The sequence below is a fragment of the Streptomyces sp. CA-251247 genome (genome assembly GCF_050952975.1).
In the GTDB taxonomy this organism is placed as follows: domain Bacteria; phylum Actinomycetota; class Actinomycetes; order Streptomycetales; family Streptomycetaceae; genus Streptomyces; species Streptomyces achmelvichensis.
This window is the reverse complement of record NZ_CP191861.1, coordinates 5940430-5961275: the sequence shown is the minus strand read 5'-3', so window position 1 is coordinate 5961275 and position 20846 is coordinate 5940430. Positions and strand designations below refer to the sequence as shown.

Here is a 20846-nt window from a genome sequence, read left to right as displayed (position 1 = left end):
ACCGGGCCGCACATCCAGCCCCGCCAGGGCAACGGGCCGCACATCCAGCCCCGCCAGGCAACAAGCCGCACCATCCCAGCCCTCGCCAGGGCGGCAGGCCGCACCATCCAGCCCCGCCGGCGATTGAGGCGCGGGGTCCGGGCCCCGGGGCAGCGCCCCGCCAACCCGCCGCGCCGTCACTGCCGGGCACGCCCTACGGGCATGTCCTCGAACGCCGGACGGGCTGGAATCGGGCGCCCCCGACCGCTCAGCCCCGCAGGCGCGCGACCGCCTCCGACACCGGGAGCTCCTCCCGCTCCCCCGTGCGGCGGTCCTTCAGTTCCACCACGCCCTCCGCCGACCGGCGGCCCGCCACCAGGATCTTCGGGACACCGATCAGCTCCGCGTCGGTGAACTTCACGCCCGGCGAGACCCCGGGACGCTCGTCCACCAGGACCCGCAGGCCCGCCGCCGCCAGCTGGTCGGCGACGTCCAGGGCGAGCTCCGTCTGGAGTGCCTTGCCCGCGGCGACCACGTGGACGTCCGCCGGGGCGATCTCCCGCGGCCAGCACAGGCCCTGCTCGTCCGCCGTCTGCTCCGCCAGTGCCGCCACCGCGCGCGAGACGCCGATGCCGTACGAGCCCATCGTCACCCGCGCCGGCTTGCCGTTCTGGCCGAGCACGTCGAGCTGGAAGGCGTCCGCGTACTTCCGGCCGAGCTGGAAGATGTGGCCGATCTCGATCGCGCGGTCGAGCTTGAGCCCCGTACCGCACTGCGGGCAGGGGTCGCCGTCCTGGACCACGACGACGTCGAGGTAGTCGTCGACCTCGAAGTCGCGGCCGGCGACGACATTGCGGGCGTGGGTGTCGGCCTTGTTCGCGCCGGTGATCCAGGCCGTGCCCGGGGCCACCCGCGGGTCGGCGATGTAGCGGACCTTCTCCAGGCCCTGCGGGCCGACATAGCCGCGTACGAGGTCGGGGCGGCCGGTGAAGTCGTCCGCCGTGACGAGTTCCACGGTGGCGGGCGCCAGGTGGTCCGTCAGCTTGCCGAGGTCGACCTCGCGGTCGCCGGGCACACCGACGGCGACGATCTCGCCGTCGACCTTGACCAGCAGGTTCTTCAGCGTCGCGGAGGCGGGGACCTCCAGGAGCGCGGCGAGCGTCTCGATGGTCGGGGTCTCGGGGGTGTCCAGCTCCTCCACCGCGGGGTGGTCGGCGGAGACCGCCTGGGCGACGAAGGTCACGGCCTCCGTGTTCGCGGCGTAGTCGCAGGACGGGCAGTACACGAAGGTGTCCTCGCCCGCGGCCGCAGGCGCCAGGAACTCCTCGGACGCGGAGCCGCCCATGGCTCCGGAGACGGCCGAGACGATGCGGTGGGAGAGCCCGAGACGCTCGAAGATCTTGATGTACGCGGCGCGGTGCAGCGCGTACGACTCCGCCAGGCCCTCGTCGGTCGTGTCGAAGGAGTACGAGTCCTTCATCTGGAACTCACGGCCGCGCAGGATGCCCGAACGGGGACGCGCCTCGTCGCGGTACTTCGCCTGGATCTGGTAGAGGATCACCGGCAGGTCCTTGTAGGACGTGCACTGGTCCTTGACCAGCTGGGTGAAGATCTCCTCGTGCGTCGGACCGAGCAGGTACTCCGCGCCCTTGCGGTCCTTGAGGCGGAACAGCTCCGCGCCGTACTCCTCCCAGCGGCCCGTCGCCTCGTAGGGCTCCTTGGGCAGCAGGGCCGGCAGCAGGACCTCCTGGGCGCCGATGGCGTCCATCTCCTCGCGCACCACGCGCGTGACGTTCTCCAGGACCCTCTTGCCGAGCGGCAGCCAGGACCAGATGCCCGCCGCGTTGCGCCGGACGTACCCGGCGCGGACGAGCAGCTTGTGGCTGAGCGTCTCGGCGTCCGCCGGGTCGTCGCGCAGTGTCTTGACCATCAGACGGGACATGCGCTGGACCTGGGCTGCCATGGGGAATTCTCCTGCGTCGTATAAGGATGCTGGCAGGAGGTTATCCGGGCGGTGGGTGCGGGCGGAAATCAGTTCCCGCGGAGCAGGGGCAGCGGGGCGCCCATCACGGCGTACGGACTGGGGGCGCTGGGGAACAGAACCTGGCGCGCGAGGTCCCGGTAGCCGAGCGAGCGGTAGAGGGCGCGGGCCGGGCTCTCGATGTCGATGGCGGAGAGGATCGACCGCGGCTGAAGTGCCCGGTCGGTGATCGTGGTGATCAGCTCACGGCCGATGCCCTGGCCCTGGAAAGCGGGGTGGACGTGCAGTTCGGTGATGACGAAGGAGTCGTCGAGCCAGCCGTCGCTGTCGTCCCGCCGCAGATAGGGCTCGACGACGGTGGACCACCAGTGGGTGCGGTCGTTGGGCATGCCGTAGACGAAGCCGACGAGACGCCCGTAGCCGGTCAGTGCGCCGAGGGCGCAGGCGCCGGGCTGGAGGAGATGGCGGTCGACGATGTGGCGCCGGACCTCGACCTCGTCGTCGCTCAGCCCGAAGGCGAGGGCCTGCACCGCGAGGGCCTCGTCGATGCGCGCGGCCAGATCGACCGGTCCGACGGAGATGTCGGGGGTCAGGGGTGCGCCTCCGGGAAGTGCTGCCATGCGCGAACCCTACTTGCCGTCGCGCTCCGTCAGAACAGCACGCTCATGAAGGCTCCGACCTCACGGAAGCCGACGCGGCGGTACGACGCCCTGGCAGCGGTGTTGTAGTCGTTGACGTACAGGCTGACGACCGGGGCGACGTCCGCGAGCGCGTAGCGCAGCACGGCCGCCATGCCCGTCTCGGACAGTCCCCGGCCACGGAACTCCGGGTCCACCCACACCCCTTGGATCTGGCAGGCGTCCGTGGTCGCCGCGCCGATCTCGGCCTTGAAGACGACCCTGCCGTCCTCGATCCGGGCGAACGAGCGCCCCGCGGCGACGAGTTCGGCCACGCGTGCCTGGTAGAGCAGTCCGCCGTCGCCCGCCATCGGGGAGATGCCGACCTCCTCGGTGAACATGGCCACGCAGGCGGGCATGATCACTTCCATCTCGTCCTTGCGGATGCGGCGGACGTGAGGGTCGGGCTCGATGTCGTCGGGGACCTGCTCGGTGACCATGAGCGGCTGGTTGGCGCGTACGTCCCTGGCGGGGCCCCAGCTCGGTTCGAGCAGCCGCCACAGCTGGGCGGTGGGCTCGGCGGGGCCGACGATGGACGAGCAGCGGCGGCCGGCTCTGCGGGCCCGGTCGGCGAAGGCGCGTACGGCTTCGGGTCCGGCGCAGATCGGCACGAGGTTGGCGCCGGAGTAGCAGAGTGAGCGGAGCCGCCCGTCCGCGTACCAGCCCCACATCTCGCCGCCGAGGCGCCAGGGGTCGAGCCCGGCGACCTGGACCCGGGATGCCACGAAGGCGTTCGTCACGGGCTCGCTCTCGAGGACGGCGAGCGCCGCGCCGAGGTCGCTGGGTTCAAGGACCCGGGTGGTGGTCTGCGTCAACACGAGGGGCCTCACCATACGGTCTGCTGATCTCCGAACTGTACCTGGCGGGTACCCCGGGTGCCGAGCTCAGCAACAGGCCCCGGTGCACGACACTGCGTGCCCGGGGCCCGATGGCGTCTGTCAGCTGACCGAGACCTCGGGTTCGCCGGACATGACGCCGTCCTTCTCCATCTGTTCGGCGATCTTCATCGCCTCTTCGATGAGCGTCTCCACGATCTTCGACTCGGGCACCGTCTTGATGACCTCGCCCTTGACGAAGATCTGACCCTTGCCATTGCCGGACGCGACACCCAGATCGGCTTCACGGGCCTCACCCGGGCCGTTCACCACACACCCCATGACCGCGACCCGCAAAGGCACCTCCATGCCCTCAAGACCCGCCGTCACCTCATCGGCCAGCTTGTACACATCCACCTGCGCCCGACCGCACGACGGACACGACACGATCTCCAGCCGCCGCTGACGCAGATTGAGCGACTCCAGGATCTGGATACCGACCTTGACCTCCTCCGCCGGCGGCGCCGACAGAGAAACCCGGATCGTGTCCCCGATCCCCTCACTGAGCAGCGCGCCGAACGCCACCGCGGACTTGATCGTGCCCTGGAACGCCGGACCCGCCTCCGTCACACCCAGATGCAGCGGATAGTCCGACTGTGCGGCCAGCTGCCGGTAGGCGTTGACCATCACCACCGGGTCGTTGTGCTTCACCGAGATCTTGATGTCCCGGAAGCCGTGCTCCTCGAACAGCGACGCCTCCCACAGCGCCGACTCCACCAGCGCCTCCGGCGTCGCCCTGCCGTACTTCGCCAGCAACCGCGCATCCAGCGAACCCGCGTTCACCCCGATCCGGATCGGGGTCCCCGCATCACCCGCCGCCCGCGCGATCTCCTTCACCTTGTCGTCGAACTGCTTGATGTTCCCCGGATTCACCCGCACCGCCGCACAGCCCGCGTCGATCGCCGCGAACACATACTTCGGCTGGAAATGAATGTCCGCGATCACCGGAATCTGCGACTTGCGGGCGATCGTCGCCAACGCGTCCGCGTCGTCCTGCGTCGGACACGCGACCCGCACGATCTGGCAACCGGACGCGGTCAGTTCAGCGATCTGCTGCAGCGTGGCACCGATGTCCGACGTCCTGGTCGTCGTCATCGACTGGACGGAGACGGGGGCGTCGCCACCGACGGCGACGGTGCCGACCTGGATCTTCCGGCTCACCCGGCGGTCGGCGAGCTTGGTCGGAACGGATGGCATACCGAGAGAAATCGCGGTCATCTGCTGTGCAACCCCAAGGAGTGGATCGAGGTCCCGAGATCGGCGGGCTCCAGCAGTCGAGATTACGGCACCGGGGTTGTCGTCAGCACATCGCGCAGGCAAACACCCCGAAAAGGTGAGCGGCCGGACACATGGGGTGTCCGGCCGTCTCCGTACCTGTCCGCCGTGGCGGATCCGCTCAGCTGATCTTGACGGGGTTGACGATGTCGGCGACCAGGACGAGCAGGGTGAAGCAGATGAAGATGCCCGCGACCACGTAGGCGACCGGCATCAGCTTGGCCACGTCGAAGGGGCCGGGGTCGGGACGCCGGAAGAGCTTGGCCAGATTGCGGCGTACGGACTCCCACAGGGCGCCCGCGATATGACCGCCGTCCAGTGGCAGCAGCGGCAGCATGTTGAACAGGAACAGCGACAGGTTGAAGCCGGCGAGCAGCATCATGAACATCGCGATCAGGTTCTGTGCCGGTGCGTCGAGGTTCATCACCTCACCGCTGATACGGGCCGCACCGACCACGCCCACCGGGGAGTCGTCCTTGCGGTCGCCGTCGCTGAAGGCGGCATTCCACAGGTCCGGGACCTTGGCGGGCAGCGCCACCATGGACTCGACACCGTTCTCGATCATGTCGCCCATGCGGTCGACCGAATCGGGGAAGGACAGCGGCAGGATCTCGGTCTTGGCGGCGAAGCCGAGGTAGCCCGCGGGGACGTACTGCCCGGGGACGACCTCGCCGTCGGCGTTCTTCTTGGCCACCGAGTTCTTGGCGAGCGTGGCCTGAAGGACCTGCTCCTGTCCGCCGCGCTCGACGGTGATGGTGGCCGGGCCGATGGTCTCGCGGATGCGGTTCGACAGGGTGGCCCAGTCGTCGACCGGCTTGCCGTTGAAGGCGACGATCTTGTCGCCCGTCTGCAGGCCGGCGGCCTCGGCGGGCGAGACCGGGTCGCCCTTGGCGCAGGTGTCACGGTTCTCGCTCTGGGAGATCACGCACTTCTGGACCCCGGCGACCTCGGTGGTCTGGGTCGCGAAGCCGAAGGTCATCGCCACCCCGAGGAAGATCGCGACGGCGAGGATCAGGTTCATGAACGGCCCGGCGAACATCACGATCACGCGCTTCCAGGGCTTGCGCGTGTAGAACAGCCGCTTCTCGTCCCCGGGCTTCAGTTCCTCGAAGGCCGCCGAGCGGGCGTCCTCGATCATTCCGCGCCAGGGCGACGTCGACCGCGCCTCCAGCCGGCCGTCCTCGCCGGGCGGGAACATCCCGATCATGCGGATGTAGCCGCCCATGGGGATGGCCTTGATGCCGTACTCCGTCTCGCCCTTGTGCCGCGACCAGATGGTCGGGCCGAAGCCGACCATGTACTGGGGGACGCGGATGCCGAAGAGCTTGGCCGTGGAGAGGTGGCCGAGCTCGTGCCAGGCGATGGAGATCAGCAGCCCCACTGCGAAGAGAGCTATGCCGAGGACCGTCAACAGAATCGTCATGCGCGAGCCTCCGCCGTAGCCTTCACTGCCAGTTCCCGGGCCCTCGCCCGGGCCCAGGTCTCCGCTTCCAGGACGTCCGACACCGTCAGCCGGGTTCCCTCGGCGGGCACTCCGTGCTCGGTGACGACTTCGGTGACCGTATCCAGGATTCCGTTGAACGGCAGCCGCCCTGCGAGAAACGCGTCGACGCACTCCTCGTTCGCGGCATTGAACACCGCCGGCGCCGTGCCGCCCAGCTGCCCCACATGCCGGGCGAGTCCGACGGACGGGAAGGCCTCGGTGTCCAGCGGGAAGAACTCCCAGGTCGACGCCGTGGTCCAGTCGAAGGCCGGGGCGGCGTCGGGGACCCGCTCGGGCCAGCCGATGCCGACGGCGATCGGTCCGCGCATGTCGGGCGGGGTGGCCTGGGCGATGGTCGATCCGTCCGTGAACTCCACCATCGAGTGGACATAGGACTGGGGGTGGACGACGACCTCGATGCGGTCGAACGGGATGTCGTAGAGGAGGTGCGCCTCGATGACCTCCAGTCCCTTGTTGACCAGCGTCGCGCTGTTGATGGTGATCACCGGGCCCATCGCCCAGGTGGGGTGCGCGAGGGCGTCGTCGGGGGTGACGTTCGCCAGTTCCGCGCGGGTCCGGCCGCGGAAGGGGCCGCCCGACGCGGTGACGACGAGCTTGCGTACATCGGCCCGGGTGCCCGCGGCCAGCGCCTGGAAGAGTGCCGCGTGCTCGGAGTCGACCGGGATGATCTGGCCGGGCGCGGCGAGCGCCTTCACCAGCGGCCCGCCGACGATGAGCGACTCCTTGTTGGCGAGGGCGAGAGTGCGGCCCGCCTCGAGCGCGGCAAGGGTCGGGGCGAGGCCGATGGAGCCGGTGATGCCGTTGAGCACGGTGTGGCAGGCGGAGGCGGCGAGCTGGGTGGCGGCGTCCGGCCCGGCGAGGATCTCCGGCAGGGGCTCGGTGCCGTACTGCCCCGCGAGCGCCTCGCGCAGCGCGGGCACGGCGTCCTCGCGTGCCACGGCCACCGTGTCGACCCGCAGCTGCCGGGCCTGCTCGGCCAGGAGCCCGACCCGTCCGCCGGCGGCGGAGAGTGCGGTGACGCGGAAGCGGTCGGGGTTGCGCAGGACCAGGTCGATGGCCTGCGTGCCGATGGACCCCGTGGAGCCGAGGACGACGATGTCCCGGCGGCCTTCGGACGGATCGAAGGCGATATGGGGGTCGGCGAGAGGGGATGGGCTGTCGCTCATTCCCCCATTGTGGCCGTAACCGCTGTGCGGTCGGACAGTGCGTCCCGCGAACGGGCGCCCGCGCCGGGGTGACCGGGGGCTGTCTGCACGACCGGGCGCCGGATGCCGGTCGGCGCGTCGGTGCCCCGGCCGCCGCGGATCGGGAGATCGACGACGGCCGGGGCACCGGGTGCGCACGGTCAGCGGATGGGGCGGTGGACGTTCTCCCGCTGCGCCGGGCCCGGAGTCGCATCCGCGATCCAGGGGCCTTCGCCGCTCGGGTCGACGATGCCCTCCTCCAGCCAGGTGTACCTGCCGGACAGCACACCGCCCACGACCTTGTTGTCGAGGTCGTCGGTGTTCGACCACAGACGGGTGAAGAGTTCCTCGACCCGGATGCGGGACTGCCGGCAGAACACGTCGGCCAGCTGGTACGCCTCACGGCCGTGCGCCTCGGTGGTGCGCAGCAGTTCGGCGCGTACGCAGGCCGCGCTCATCGCAAAGAGTTCGGCTCCGATGTCGACGATCCGGCCCAGGAAGCCCTGCTTCGTCTCCATGCGTCCCTGCCAGCGGGACATCGCGTAGAACGTCGAGCGGGCGAGCTTGCGGGCCGAACGCTCGACGTAGCGCAGGTGTCCGGACAGATCCGGATGCCCGGGCGGGTGGAACTCGTTGTACGTGCGCGGCAGTTGACCCGGACCGGTGACCAGCTTCGGCAGCCAGCGGGCGTAGAAGGCCGCCGCGTTGGCGCCGGCCCTCGCCTTGTCGCCGAGCGTCTTGTCGGGGTCGATGATGTCCCCGGCCACGGCGAGATGGGCGTCGACCGCCTCGCGGGCGATCAGCAGATGCATGATCTCGGTGGAGCCCTCGAAAATGCGGTTGATGCGCAGGTCGCGCAGCATCTGCTCGGCGGGGACGGCCCGTTCGCCGCGCGCCGCCAGCGAGTCGGCGGTCTCGAAGCCGCGGCCGCCGCGGATCTGCACCAGCTCGTCCGCCATCAGCCAGGCCATCTCGGACCCGTAGAGCTTGGCGAGCGCCGCCTCGATACGGATGTCGTTGCGGTCCTCGTCGGCCATCTGGGACGAGAGGTCGAGCACCGCCTCCAGCGCGAAGGTGGTCGCCGCGATGAAGGAGATCTTCGCGCCGACGGCCTCGTGCTTGGCGACCGGCCTGCCCCACTGCTCGCGCACCGCCGACCATTCACGGGCGATCTTCAGGCACCATTTGCCCGCTCCGACACACATCGCGGGCAGCGAGAGCCGGCCCGTGTTGAGCGTGGTGAGGGCGATCTTGAGTCCGGCACCCTCGGCGCCGATGCGGTTGGCGGCCGGGACGCGCACCTGGTGGAAGCGGGTGACGCCGTTCTCCAGGCCGCGCAGGCCCATGAAGGCGTTCCGGTTCTCGACGGTGATGCCCTCGCTCGCGGCCTCGACGACGAAGGCGGTGATGCCGCCCTTGTGCCCCTCGGACTTGGGCACACGGGCCATCACGACGAGGAGGTCGGCGACGACACCGTTGGTGGTCCAGAGCTTGACGCCGTCGAGGATGTAGTCGTCGCCGTCGGGGACGGCCGTGGTGGCGAGACGGGCGGGGTCCGAGCCGACGTCCGGCTCGGTCAGCAGGAAGGCGGAGATATCGGTACGGGCAAGGCGCGGCAGGAACGCGTCCTTCTGCTCCTGCGTGCCGAAGATCTTCAGGGGCTGCGGTACGCCGATCGACTGGTGCGCCGAGAGGAGCGCGCCGATCGCGGGGTTGGCCGAGCCGACGAGCGCCAGGGCCTTGTTGTAGTACACCTGGGTGAGGCCGAGGCCGCCGTACTTGATGTCGATCTTCATGCCGAGGGCGCCGAGCTCCTTGAGCCCGTTGATCACCTCGTCGGGGATCCGTGCCTCGCGCTCGATGAGCGCGCCGTCGATCCGGGTCTCGCAGAAGTCCCGCAGTTTCGCGAGGAATTCCTCGCCGCGGCGGGCGTCCTCGCCGGCGGGCATGGGGTGCGGATGGATCAGGTCGAGCCGGAAGCGGCCGAGGAACAGCTCCTTGGCGAAGCTCGGCTTGCGCCAGTCCTTCTCGCGCGCGGCTTCGGCGACCTGTCGTGCTTCACGCTCGCTGACCTTGGGACGGTTTTTTTCGAGTGGTGCGGTCATGAGGCTCACCTCGCCGCGAGTCGGGGCCGGGGGCATGGGCCGGGGCACGGAAGCGCCTGTACCGGCCGGTGCTACTCGTTCGTAGTACCCGATTACCGCGCGCTCCACCAGTCCGCGTGCCGCACCGAAAGCCCCGTCCGACGGGGTACGGGAACGGCCGGAGCCCCCGCACAGTGGGCTCCGGCCGTGGTCGGTGACGTACGGGCGCTACAGGGCCAGTCCAGTGAGGACCAGAACCCGCTCGTACGTGTAGTCGTCCATCGCGAAGGCCACGCCCTCGCGGCCGACACCGGACTGCTTGGCTCCGCCGTACGGCATCTGGTCCGCGCGGTAGGACGGCACATCGCCGATGATCACGCCGCCGACCTCCAGGGCGCGGTGGGCGCGGAAGGCGGTCTGCACGTCGTGCGTGAACACGCCCGCCTGAAGGCCGTACTTGGAGTCGTTGGCCGCGGCGAAGGCCTCGGCCTCGCCGTCCACCTTGCGGATGGTGAGGACGGGCCCGAAGACCTCCTCGCAGGCGATGGTGGAGTCGGCGGGGACGTCGGCGAGGACGGTCGGGGCGTACGACGCACCGTCACGCTTGCCGCCGGCGAGGAGCGTCGCACCGGCCTGCACGGCCTCGTCGACCCATGCCTCGACCCGCTTCGCGGCGTCCTCGCTGACGAGGGGACCGACGTCGGTGGCGTTGTCGGACGGGTCACCGGTGACCTGTGCCTCGACCGCCGCGACGATCTTGGGGACCAGCCGGTCGTGGACGGAGGCGTCGGCGATGACACGCTGCACGGAGATGCAGGACTGGCCGCCCTGGTAGTTGGAGAAGGTGGCGATACGGGTCGCCGCCCAGTCCAGGTCCTTCTCGGAGGCGAAGTCGCCGAGAACCACGGCAGCGCCGTTTCCGCCGAGCTCCAGGGTGCAGTGCTTGCGCGGCACGGAGTCCATGATCGCGAAGCCGACCTTGTCGGAACCGGTGAAGGAGATGACCGGCAGCCGCTCGTCCTGGACGAGGGCGGGCATCTTGTCGTTCGGCACCGGCAGTACGGACCAGGAGCCCGCGGGCAGCTCGGTCTCGGCGAGCAGCTCGCCGATGATCAGGCCGGAGAGCGGGGTGGCGGGCGCGGGCTTGAGGATGATCGGCGCACCGACGGCGATCGCCGGGGCGATCTTGTGCGCGCAGAGGTTCAGCGGGAAGTTGAACGGCGCGATGCCGAGGACGACACCCTTGGGGAAGCGGCGGGTGAGCGCGAGACGGCCCTGGCCGCCGGCGTCGGTGTCCAGCCGCTGGGCCTCACCACCGTTGAAGCGGCGGGCCTCCTCCGCGGCGAACCGGAAGACGGACACGGCACGGCCGACCTCGCCTCGGGCCCACTTGACGGGCTTGCCGTTCTCGGCGGAGATCAGCTGGGCGATCTCCTCGGTGCGCTCGACGAGCCGGCGCGACACGTGGTCGAGGGCCGCGGCGCGTACGTGGGCGGGGGTGGCGGCGAACTCGTCGCGCACGGCGTACGCGGCGGCGACCGCCTCCTCGACCTGGGCCTCGGTCGGGACGGAGACCTGACCGACGAGCCGTCCGTCCCAGGGGGAGGTGACGTCGAGGGTGGCCTCACCGGTGGCCTGACGGCCGGCGAGCCAGAAGGCGTGGGTGGAAGTCATGTCCCGGCCCTTCCGAGATAGATGGGGATGTCTGCGCCCCACGGTAGGGGCGGGAGGCCGTCCTGGCGTTTGTCCGCGATGGAGTGTTGCCGGGCCCGCCCCCGCCGCTTTGTCGTGCGAGCGGCGGCCCCCATGGAGGACGCGACGGACGGGCACCGCGGATCGTGCGGCCGGACAACCCGCCCCCCACCTCACCTCACCGTCGACGTTCCGTCGAGACGATCAGGCACACCCCCGCCACCACCACCGCTCCCCCCAGCGCGATCGGCCACGACAGCTCCTCGTTCAGGATCAGCGCGCCCAGCAGCACCGCCACCACCGGGTTGACGTACGCGTACGTCGCCACCAGCGACAGCGGGGCCGAGTGCAGCAGCCAGGCGTACGCCGTGAACGCCACGATCGAGCCGAACACCACCAGATACGCGAGCGCCGTCCACGAGCGGGCCGAGACCTCGCCGAGGACGAAGCCGTGCTGCTCTCCGCGGCCGAGGCCCACCAGCGCGCAGCCGATGCCGCCCGCGACCATCTCGTACGCACTCGCCGCGAAGGGGTTCACCGGCATCGGGATGCGCGACGAGGAGAACGAGCCGACCGACCACATCAGGGTCCCGACGATCACCGTGAGGACGCCCCACAGCTGTACATCACCGCTGAGGCCGGGCAGCGTCAGAACCGCGAGGCCCGCAAGTCCGAGGAGGACACCGCAGTACGCCCCGAGACCGGGCCGATCCCCGGACGCCCTGCGCAGGACGACCACCCAGGCCGGTACGACGGCGATCAGCAGCGCGGCGAGGCCCGAGGGCACCGTGGTCTCGGCGAGGACGACGAGGCCGTTGCCGCCGAGCAGGAGCAGCAGACCGACCAGCGCGGCGGACGCCAGCTGCCTGCGGGTGACCTTGAGCGCGGACGGGCCCTGCCGCCAGGCGACGAGCGCCCCGAGGACGAGTCCCGCGACGACGAAGCGCGCTCCTGCGGACAGGAAGGGCGGCATCGTCTCGACGACGATGCGGATGCCGAGGTAGGTGGAGCCCCAGACGACGTAGACGATGGCGAGCGCCGCCCAGACGGCTCCCGAGATCCGCCGGTCGGGGCCGGAAACCCCGTCGGCCCCGGCCACGCCGGCGACGGCGGAGGCCGTGGAGGTATCGGCAGGAGAGGTGTTGGAGGTGGGTGTGCCGGATGAGGCAGCGCGTCGTGTCATCGGTCCTTCTCGTCCCTGGACGGCGCCCGGGAACTCCCCGGCGCCGGCGACCACGAGGCAGGACACTAGGCATTCCGGCAGCCGAGTGCCAGATTTCTGCCCGACTTCGGGCACCGAAACAAGAAATCCTTCAGGAAGTGGCCGAATTCCGGGAGTTGGGGAGTCCGAGAGTTCGGGCCGCCGGCTCACTCGGAACCGGCCGACGACTCACGCGGAACCGGCCGACTGCTCAGACAGAACCGGCCGACGTCTTGAGCGCCAGCCACAACTCCATCCGGACGTCCGGGTCGTCCAGCGACCGCCCCAGGATCTCCTCCACCCGCCGCATCCGGTAGCGCAACGTGTGCCGGTGGACGCCGAGGTCCGCCGCCGCCGCGTCCCACTGGCCGTGCCGCGAGAGCCACGCCCGCAGCGAGGCCACCAGATCGCCCCGCCCGGTCGCGTCGTGCTCGTACAGCGCCCGCAGCATGCCGTCCGCGAACGCCCGCACCGCGTCGTCCGCGAGCAGCGGGAGGATCGATCCCGCCGCCAGTTCCTCGTGCTCGACGAGGGCCCGGCCGCGCCGCCGGGCGACCGAGAGCGCCTGCTCGCACTGCTTGTAGGCGCCCGCCGCCGCTATCGGTCCGGTGGGTGCCGAGAGTCCGACGACCAGCGCGGCGTCGTCGGCCTCCTGCTCGCCGTACGCCGCCGTGCAGGCGCTGACCACGGCTCCGCCGTCCGCGGCCAGCACGACCAGCCGGTCCTCCGTGTCCGGCACCGCGAGCACCGGCTCGGCCGCCCGTGCCGCCGCCGATTCCAGCATGTCGGCGAAAGCCCGGAGCGGCGGCTCCGCGCCCGGCGGCTGCTCCCCCGCCGGCTCGGCGATCAGCAGCCGGAACGGTGCGTCGAGCAGCCCGCCGTAGAGATCTCCGGCGACCGCGCGGGCATGGTCGGGCTGACCGGACAGCAGCATCCGCAGCACCGCGGCGCCGAGCCGCTGCTCCGCCGCCTGGAGCGCACGCGAGCGCTCCGTGGACAGGGTGAGCAGGGCGACGGCCGAGTGCACGGCGTACCGCGACGCGGTGCCCAGTGGCGCGCCCGTGCCGACGGCCAGCGCACCGCGCACCCGCCGTCCGCTGCCGAGCGACTGGAGTTCGACGCGGTCGTCGTCGGTGTCGCCGACGACCGCGCTCGCGGGCGCCGCCCGCTCCCGCAGCCGTTCCACGTCCCCGGTGAGGCGGGCCGCCCGCCGCGCGGCCCACTCGGGCGAGGCCGCGACGACGGAGCCCGAGGCGTCGTACAGCGCGGCCCAGCCGTCCACGTGGGCGGCCAGTTTGGCGACGACGGCGCCGGGGCCCTCGGCCAGCGCCGCCCGGGTCAGTTCCCGCTGGGCCTCGAAGCCGGCGGTCACCGCGCGGTACTGGTCGGCAGCGATCGCCGCGGAGACCGCCTTGCTGATGGCGAGGAAGGGCGTGCGGCGCGGTACGGCGAGGAGCGGGAAGCCCTCCGCCTTCGCCGCGTCGAGCAGCGCGTCCGGGATGTCCTCGTAGTACACGCCGACCGCGAAGCCGAGCCCGACGACACCGGCGCCGACCAGCCTGCGCACATAGCGGCGCATCGCCTCGGGGTCCTCGGCGTCCAGGGTCATCGCCGTGACGAGCAGCAGCTCGCCGCCCTCCATGTACGGCACCGGGTCGGCGAGCTCGCTGACGTGTGCCCAGCGGACGGGCGTCTCGAGCCGGTCCTCCCCGGAGCGCACGGTGAGTTTGAGCGCCGAGTGCTGGACGAGCGAGGCGAGCGTGGGCGGCATGGGACTTCTCGGCCCTTCGAGCAGCGATGAATTTCGCCGTCCCGTATGAACGGCGTACTTCGATTCTGCCAGGGCGTAGCAGTACGGGCTCCGCGGCGGGAGCCCGTACCTCAGGTGCCCGGATCCACCGGCTCAGGTGCGCAGATCCACCAGCAGCGGCGGCGCGTGCTCGCCGCGGACGCTGGTGAGGGAGAGCACCGCATGGCCGGCCGGGACCGCGTGGGCCAGGTCCGAGGCGGACCAGCGGGCGCGCTCGACCTCGCGGACCGTGATCGCCTCGGCCGTGGCCGCCTTGCCGGTGACCAGGCGGCGCATCATGTGCAGCGCCTTGGTCAGCGGCTCGTCGGAGATGATCTGACGGTTGGTGACATCGCGGGTCTGGACCCATTCGGTGCCCCAGGCCTCAGCGAACCGTCCGCCGTCCCAGGGCGCGAGCCCGGCGAACGCCATCCGGCAGCCGACCGCACCGAGCAGCGGTCCGCGCAGCGGCTCGGGCACGTCCTCCAGGGTCCGCAGCGCGAAGACGACACCGGCGTTGGCGGAACGCAGCCGCTGAACGGCGCGCACCGAGTCCGCGGTGACGGTGTAGGTCGCGTCGTCGAGGACGAGCGCGGCGAACAGCGAACGGTCCGACCGGCTCAGCGCCGCCTCGGTGAACTGCGCGAGGATCAGCCGCGCCACGATCCGCGAGGCCTCGGCGTGCCCCCGCTCGGGCAGGTCGACGCGGACGCGCAGCGGGTGCTCGATGGCGCGGAGCGAGAACTGCCGCCCGCGGCCGTCGGTGCGGAAGAACGTGGCGAAGGCGGGCCGGTCCAGGAAGGCGATCCGCTCGGCGAGCAGGACGCCGATGTCGTCGGCGCGGGCCGACTGCCGCTCCCGGGCGTCCAGTTCCCGCAGCTGCGCCGCGGCGACCGGATCGCCCCGCGACTCCAGCGCGGCCCGCAGCGCTCCGACGGCGACGGGAGCGCCGCTGAGCAGCTCCCGCAGCTCCGGTACGGCGGGGAAGCGCTCGTGGACGCAGCGGTACGGCCCGATCAGCTGGGCCAGCGCGGTCGCGGCCCGCCGGCTGTCGCCACCGGGCAGGGTGGCGGCGAGATCCCCGACGAGCGCCTCGGCGAGCACACGGGCGGCCTCGTCGGGGTCCTCAGCACCGCCGTAGAGGTCGAGGTCGTGGGTGGAGTCGGGGCGTCCGACGGAGATGACCAGGTCGAACGAGTCGTCGGGGGCGAGGCCCGTGCCGTGGGCGGTGACGGTGACGACGGCGGCGCGGTTGGCGAGCGCGTGCAGACACATCGACTCGACGACGGGCCGCACGAGCCGCACGCTCTTGCCGGACCCGGAGGGCCCGACGGCGAGGAGCGAGGTCCCGAGGAGGGCGGGTTCGAGTGCGACGCCGGTGGTGCGGCGGGGGTAGGGGTTGCGCTCGTCGTCGACGGCCGTGCCGATCTTCACCTGCCCGGTGGCCAGGTCGTGCGTGGCCGTGCGGACGGGCAGGTCCCGTACGCCGGAGGGGTGGGCGCAAGCGGCCGCGGCATCGGTGCGGACGGTCTCGCTGAACGCGGCGAGCCGGTCCGGCCGGGCGTGGACACCCTGCCAGGCACGCCGGATCCGCGCGTAGTCGACGTCCCCGAGAGCGCCGGCGCGCGTCGCCTCGGTGAGCCGCTGGGCCGCGTCCACCAGCCCGGCGCTGCGCAGCTCGGGCCATTCGGCGGGGTCGGCCTCGGGCGGTGGGACGGGCACCGGAGCCGGCTTGTCGGTGCGGCGCACATAGCGGTGCCAGATCTCCGGCACATGGCCGATCCGCGCGAAGAAGACGAGCAGGGCGCCCCCGACGATCGCGTAGTAGACGTAGCTGGCGGTGGCCCAGGTGGGCGGGTCGGAGCGCCAGGAGTCCGGGGTCAGTACGAGCAGGGGCCAGATCCAGTACCGGCCGAGGTAGCCGTTCCAGAGCAGCGACCACAGGAGCCAGCCCGCGAGCAGCGCGATGAGCGCCCCGGCGAAGAGCCGGCGGGCGGGTACGAGCTCGGGCTCCTCCGCCGGCCGGGCCCGGTGGCCGAGGCGCCACACGCCCGGTTCGGCGCCGGGGCGGGGGATGCGCAGCCAGTCGGCTACGGCGGGACGGGTGGTCGGCGCGTGGCCGGGTACGGCGGGAATCCCGGGGAGGCTCGGCGGCCCTGCGGGCCGTGGCACAGGGTTGGCCTGTGTGCCGCGTGCGTCGAATGTGCCTTCGGATTCCATGAAACCGCTGCCCCCTGACCAGCCAGGCCCGCTCTGTGCACGGTCAATCTAGTGCCCCACTGGGGGTAGTTCACTGATTCGCCCCGCCCGGCGTGCGCGAAGGGCCCTTCCGCGCCCGCCTATGTCCGGCACGGACAACGACACACCCCCAACACTCCCGAACGGCGCATGCCCACCCCCCTCCCCCGCACCTAGCCTGCGGAGAAAGAAACACGAAGCGTCCCACAGCACCCCAGGAGCCCCTCATGACCGCAATCCCGCAGGAGCGCCGCGTCGTCACCGCCATTCCCGGACCGAAGTCCGTGGAACTTCAGTCCCGCCGCACCGCCGCGGTCGCCGGTGGCGTGGGGTCCGTGCTGCCCGTCTTCACCGCGCGCGCCGGCGGCGGGATCATCGAGGACGTCGACGGCAACCGCCTCATCGACTTCGGGTCCGGCATCGCCGTGACCTCGGTCGGCGCCTCCGCCGAGGCCGTCGTACGCCGGGCGTCCGCGCAGCTCGCCGACTTCACCCACACCTGTTTCATGGTCACGCCGTACGAGGGCTACGTCGCGGTCGCCGAGGCCCTCGCCGAGCTGACGCCGGGCGACCACGCGAAGAAGTCCGCGCTGTTCAACTCGGGCGCCGAGGCCGTCGAGAACGCCGTCAAGATCGCCCGCGCCCACACCAAGCGCCAGGCCGTCGTCGTCTTCGACCACGGCTACCACGGCCGTACGAACCTGACGATGGCGCTGACCGCCAAGAACATGCCGTACAAGAACGGCTTCGGTCCGTTCGCGCCCGAGATCTACCGCGTCCCGGTGGCGTACGGCTACCGCTGGCCGACCGGCGCCGAGAACGCCGGCGCCGAGGCGTCCGCGCAGGCCATCGACATGATCAACAAGCAGGTCGGCGCCGAGAACGTCGCCGCGATCATCATCGAGCCGGTCCTCGGCGAGGGCGGCTTCATCGAGCCGGCCAAGGGCTTCCTGCCGGCGATCGCGCAGTTCGCCAAGGACAACGGCATCGTCTTCGTCGCGGACGAGATCCAGTCCGGCTTCTGCCGCACCGGCGAGTGGTTCGCGTGCGAGGACGAGGGCATCGTCCCGGACCTGATCACCACCGCCAAGGGCATCGCGGGCGGTCTGCCGCTCGCCGCCGTGACGGGCCGCGCCGAGATCATGGACGCCCCGCACGCGGGCGGCCTCGGCGGTACGTACGGCGGCAACCCGGTGGCCTGCGCCGGTGCGCTCGGCGCCATCGAGACCATGAAGGAGCTCGACCTCAACGGCAAGGCCAAGCGCATCGAGGAGGTCATGAAGAGCCGCCTGGGCGCGATGGCCGAGAAGTTCGACATCATCGGCGACATCCGCGGGCGCGGCGCCATGATCGCGATCGAGCTGGTGACCGACCGTGAGACCAAGGAGCCGAACGCGGCCGCGACCGCCGCGCTCGCCAAGGCCTGCCACGCCGAGGGCCTGCTGGTCCTGACCTGTGGCACCTACGGCAACGTGCTGCGCTTCCTGCCGCCGCTGGTGATCGGCGAGGACCTGCTCAACGAGGGTCTGGACATCCTCGAGCAGGCGTTCGCGGGCGTCTGACCGGGCCCTCGGACCGTAGCCCTGAGCGTGACCGGAACAGCGGCCCGGACCGTGGGTGATCAGCGGCGGAGCAGCCGGAACGGTCGGGGCCTGTGAAGAACGTGTGGGGGGCCGATGGCGGGATGGAGATCCGTCTGTCGGTCCCCCCGGCCCCTGCCGTACGGTTTCTGCAGATGAGAGAAACACCCCGCTCGCAGGGGACTGCGGGCGACTCCAGGCCGAGGCCTCCCCAGCTTCGTCCTGGCCGTGCCCTCGCGCACACCACTGGAGCTTCTGGCTCCGGAACTCCTCACCGATCGGATGGCCGCCCGCCCCAAACCCCCCGGGGCGCGCGGCAAACCGGTCAGGCCGGCCGCTTCGGAACTACCCCCCCTGTTCCGAGGTGGCCGGCTTTTCCTCGTCCGGTGTGGCCGGCCGTCCTGTGCGCCGTGCTCTTCTCGCTGATCACCTGGCAGGTCGCCGCCGGCGGACCTCTGCGCTCGCAGGACGAGCGCGTCGAACTCCGCATCGCCGGCCACGGACCCCGGCCGCTCACCGAAGCGCTGGCCGATCTCGGCAGCGTGGCCGTCGCTCTGCCCGTGCTGGCCGCCGCCCTCGCATATGCCCTGTGGCGCGACAGGAGGGCCGCACGCCGTGACGCTCTGGTCGCCGTCCTCACGATGGCCGCCGTACCCGCGCTGGTGGTGCCGCTCAAGGCACTGATCGACCGCCAGGGACCGCTCACCGACGCGGGCGGCTACTACCCCTCCGGCCATACGGCGACCGCGATGGTCGCCTACGGCACGGCCGCGCTGCTCCTCGCCCCGTATCTGCGGCTGCGACGGTCGATGCCCGTCGCCCTGGTGCTCACCCTGGCGACGGGCATCGGTCTGGTGCTGCGCGGCTACCACTGGCCGCTGGACGTCATCGGCAGCTGGTGCCTGTGCGGGATGCTGCTGCTGATCAGCTCCAGCGGTATGCGTCGAAGTTCCTGGAGAATTCCCACTGGTTGAAGCGGTCCCAGTTGATGGACCACGTCATCAGTCCGCGCAGGGCGGGCCAGGTGCCGTGGGTCGCGTACGAACCACAGCTCACCTTCTTCGTCAGACAGTCGAGCGCCTTGTTCACCTCGGCGGGTGAGGTGTGCCCGTTGCCCGCCTGGGTGGACGCCGGCAGGCCGATGGCGACCTGCTCGGGCCGCAGAGCGGGGAAGAACTTCGACTGGTCACCGGCCACCGGGAAGCCGGTGAGCAGCATGTCGGTCATGGCGATGTGGAAGTCCGCGCCGCCCATCGAGTGGTACTGGTTGTCCAGCCCCATGATCGAGCCGGAGTTGTAGTCCTGGACGTGCAGCAGCGTGAGGTCGTCCCGCAGCGCGTGGATGACGGGGAGGTAGGAGCCGGCGCGCGGGTCCTGGCCGCCCCAGGGGCCGGAGCCGTAGTACTGGTAGCCCAGCTGCACGAAGAAGGTCTCCGGGGCCATCGTGAGGACGAAGTCCGAGCCGTACTTCGCCTTGAGGGTCTTGATCGCCGAGATGAGGTTGACGATCACCGGTGAGGTCGGCGAGCGGAAATCCGTGTCCCCGGTGTTCAGCGAGAGGGAGTGACCCTCGAAGTCGATGTCCAGGCCGTCGAGACCGTACTCGTCGATGATCTTCGAGACGGAGGAGACGAAGGTGTCACGCGCGGCCGTACTGCCCAGCTGCACCTGCCCGTTGGCACCGCCGATGGAGATCAGGACCTTCTTGCCGGCGGCCTGCTTCGCCTTGATGGCGGCCTTGAAGTCGGCGACGGACTCGACGTTCGGGCACTCGGCCGCCGGACAGAGGCTGAAGCGGATGTCGCCCGAGGTGACCGAGGTGGGCTCACCGAAGGCGAGGTTGATGACGTCCCAGGAGTCGGGGACGTCCGCCATGCGGGTGTAGCCGGAGCCGTTGGCGAAGCTCGCGTGCAGATAGCCGACGAGAGCGTGGGCCGGGAGGCCGGTGCCCGGGTTGCCGCCGCCCGTGGTGGTCGCGCCCACGACCGCGGACTTCGGGGACTCGCCCGCGCTGTTGGTCGCGGTGACCTGGAAGCTGTACGTGGTGCTGGGCGACAGCCCTGTCACGGTGGCCGACGTCCCGGTCACGGAGGTGACCTTGGCGCCGCCGCGGTAGACGTTGTAGCCGGTGGCGCCGGAGACGGGCGACCAGCTCAGCGGCACGGAGGTGGAGCCCGGCGATCCCGCGGTGAGGCCGGTGGGGGCGGCCGGCAGCTGGACCGGGTCGCCCCCGGGGCCGAACAGGGAGACGTCGTCGGCGTGGTAGGCCGCCGTGCCGTACCAGCCATGGGTGTAGATGGTCACCGAGGTGGTCGAGGCGCCGGTGCGGAAGCTCGTCGAGAGTTTCTGCCAGCCGGACGCGGACGGTGTCCAGGTGGAGACGTCGGTGGTGCCGGTGCCGGAGGCTCCGAGGTAGACGTAGCCGCCCTGGACCCAGCCGCTGAGGGTGTAGTCGGAGTTGGGCTTGACGGTGACGGTCTGGCTGCACTTGGCGTTGTCGCTGCCGGCCGGAGTGGCCTTCAGGGCCGAACTCCCGCCGTGGACAGGCGAACTGACGACGGCTCCGCTGCTCGCGGTACAGCTCCAGCCGGTGAGGCCCGCCTCGAAGCCGCCGTTGCGGGCGACTTCGGCGTCGGCCGCTTCGGCGGCGGTGGACGTGGCGACAAGTCCGCCGAGGGCGAGCGCGGCCGCCGTCAAGGCGGCCGAGAGTCTGGTGCGGTCCACAACTGCCTCCGGGCATGGGGGGATTCGAGTGGGAGCTCCCGCAATTTGGTCCAGACCAATGCC

The 20846-nt window shown here is 71.1% G+C and carries 14 protein-coding genes; 2 read left to right on the top strand and 12 right to left on the bottom strand.

What is annotated here, in order from left to right; translation table 11 throughout:
* Positions 1–247: 247 nt before the first annotated feature.
* From ACQPWZ_RS26575 to ACQPWZ_RS26525, 11 genes are all read right to left on the bottom strand, one after another.
* Positions 248–1942: a proline--tRNA ligase gene (locus ACQPWZ_RS26575; protein WP_356706166.1), complete on the bottom strand. Its 1695-nt coding sequence runs from the start codon at positions 1940–1942 to the stop codon at positions 248–250.
* A gap of 68 nt (positions 1943–2010) precedes the next feature.
* Complete coding sequence (locus tag ACQPWZ_RS26570; RefSeq protein ID WP_340475719.1) at positions 2011–2580, bottom strand: GNAT family N-acetyltransferase; 570 nt, start codon at positions 2578–2580, stop codon at positions 2011–2013.
* 29 nt (positions 2581–2609) lie between these two features.
* Positions 2610–3452, bottom strand: coding sequence for a GNAT family N-acetyltransferase (locus ACQPWZ_RS26565; protein WP_313948844.1), 843 nt, complete (start codon positions 3450–3452; stop codon positions 2610–2612).
* Between the two features lie 123 nt (positions 3453–3575).
* The gene (ispG, locus tag ACQPWZ_RS26560; protein ID WP_433572548.1) at positions 3576–4730 is read right to left on the bottom strand and encodes a flavodoxin-dependent (E)-4-hydroxy-3-methylbut-2-enyl-diphosphate synthase; all 1155 of its coding nucleotides are present in this window, start codon (positions 4728–4730) and stop codon (positions 3576–3578) included.
* Between the two features lie 178 nt (positions 4731–4908).
* Positions 4909–6210 (bottom strand): M50 family metallopeptidase, encoded by a 1302-nt coding sequence (locus ACQPWZ_RS26555; RefSeq protein ID WP_340475718.1) that lies wholly within the window; start codon positions 6208–6210, stop codon positions 4909–4911.
* A complete protein-coding gene (gene dxr / locus ACQPWZ_RS26550) occupies positions 6207–7457 on the bottom strand; it encodes a 1-deoxy-D-xylulose-5-phosphate reductoisomerase (protein WP_433572547.1) in 1251 nt (416 codons plus the stop codon). The genes ACQPWZ_RS26555 and dxr overlap by 4 nt, the downstream gene beginning before the upstream one ends.
* Before the next feature lie 179 nt (positions 7458–7636).
* Positions 7637–9580: an acyl-CoA dehydrogenase family protein gene (locus ACQPWZ_RS26545; protein WP_340475716.1), complete on the bottom strand. Its 1944-nt coding sequence runs from the start codon at positions 9578–9580 to the stop codon at positions 7637–7639.
* Positions 9581–9787: 207 nt separating this feature from the next.
* On the bottom strand, positions 9788–11233 hold the full coding sequence (locus ACQPWZ_RS26540) for an aldehyde dehydrogenase family protein (protein WP_383246403.1): 1446 nt from the start codon (positions 11231–11233) through the stop codon (positions 9788–9790).
* A gap of 196 nt (positions 11234–11429) precedes the next feature.
* Positions 11430–12434, bottom strand: a complete 1005-nt coding sequence (locus ACQPWZ_RS26535; protein WP_356698699.1) for an EamA family transporter — start codon at positions 12432–12434, stop codon at positions 11430–11432.
* Between the two features lie 229 nt (positions 12435–12663).
* Entirely contained in the window at positions 12664–14223 is a 1560-nt protein-coding gene (locus ACQPWZ_RS26530; protein ID WP_433572546.1) for a PucR family transcriptional regulator, read from the bottom strand.
* 132 nt (positions 14224–14355) lie between these two features.
* A complete protein-coding gene (locus ACQPWZ_RS26525) occupies positions 14356–16461 on the bottom strand; it encodes an ATP-binding protein (RefSeq protein WP_433572545.1) in 2106 nt (701 codons plus the stop codon).
* Positions 16462–16706: 245 nt separating this feature from the next.
* Here ACQPWZ_RS26525 and gabT point away from each other — a divergent pair, with 245 nt between their 5' ends.
* Together gabT and ACQPWZ_RS26515 are read left to right on the top strand one after the other, a co-directional pair.
* A complete protein-coding gene (gene gabT / locus ACQPWZ_RS26520) occupies positions 16707–18041 on the top strand; it encodes a 4-aminobutyrate--2-oxoglutarate transaminase (protein WP_356698704.1) in 1335 nt (444 codons plus the stop codon).
* 173 nt (positions 18042–18214) lie between these two features.
* Positions 18215–19033, top strand: a complete 819-nt coding sequence (locus ACQPWZ_RS26515; RefSeq protein ID WP_433572544.1) for a phosphatase PAP2 family protein — start codon at positions 18215–18217, stop codon at positions 19031–19033.
* Here the strand turns inward: ACQPWZ_RS26515 and ACQPWZ_RS26510 are convergent.
* Positions 18984–20783, bottom strand: coding sequence for a chitinase (locus tag ACQPWZ_RS26510; protein ID WP_433572543.1), 1800 nt, complete (start codon positions 20781–20783; stop codon positions 18984–18986). The two genes, ACQPWZ_RS26515 and ACQPWZ_RS26510, sit on opposite strands and share 50 nt — an antisense overlap.
* Positions 20784–20846 lie beyond the last annotated feature (63 nt).

What these genes read in the sequence shown, in the direction of transcription:
- ACQPWZ_RS26575 (WP_356706166.1), bottom strand. Translation starts at nt 1,942, where the DNA reads ATGGCAGCCCAGGTCCAGCGCATGTCCCGTCTGATGGTCAAGACACTG.
- ACQPWZ_RS26525 (WP_433572545.1), bottom strand. Translation starts at nt 16,461, where the DNA reads ATGGAATCCGAAGGCACATTCGACGCACGCGGCACACAGGCCAACCCT.
- ACQPWZ_RS26535 (WP_356698699.1), bottom strand. Translation starts at nt 12,434, where the DNA reads ATGACACGACGCGCTGCCTCATCCGGCACACCCACCTCCAACACCTCT.
- ACQPWZ_RS26570 (WP_340475719.1), bottom strand. Translation starts at nt 2,580, where the DNA reads ATGGCAGCACTTCCCGGAGGCGCACCCCTGACCCCCGACATCTCCGTC.
- ACQPWZ_RS26545 (WP_340475716.1), bottom strand. Translation starts at nt 9,580, where the DNA reads ATGACCGCACCACTCGAAAAAAACCGTCCCAAGGTCAGCGAGCGTGAA.
- gabT (WP_356698704.1), top strand. Translation starts at nt 16,707, where the DNA reads ATGACCGCAATCCCGCAGGAGCGCCGCGTCGTCACCGCCATTCCCGGA.
- ACQPWZ_RS26530 (WP_433572546.1), bottom strand. Translation starts at nt 14,223, where the DNA reads ATGCCGCCCACGCTCGCCTCGCTCGTCCAGCACTCGGCGCTCAAACTC.
- ispG (WP_433572548.1), bottom strand. Translation starts at nt 4,730, where the DNA reads ATGACCGCGATTTCTCTCGGTATGCCATCCGTTCCGACCAAGCTCGCC.
- ACQPWZ_RS26555 (WP_340475718.1), bottom strand. Translation starts at nt 6,210, where the DNA reads ATGACGATTCTGTTGACGGTCCTCGGCATAGCTCTCTTCGCAGTGGGG.
- dxr (WP_433572547.1), bottom strand. Translation starts at nt 7,457, where the DNA reads ATGAGCGACAGCCCATCCCCTCTCGCCGACCCCCATATCGCCTTCGAT.
- ACQPWZ_RS26540 (WP_383246403.1), bottom strand. Translation starts at nt 11,233, where the DNA reads ATGACTTCCACCCACGCCTTCTGGCTCGCCGGCCGTCAGGCCACCGGT.
- ACQPWZ_RS26515 (WP_433572544.1), top strand. Translation starts at nt 18,215, where the DNA reads ATGAGAGAAACACCCCGCTCGCAGGGGACTGCGGGCGACTCCAGGCCG.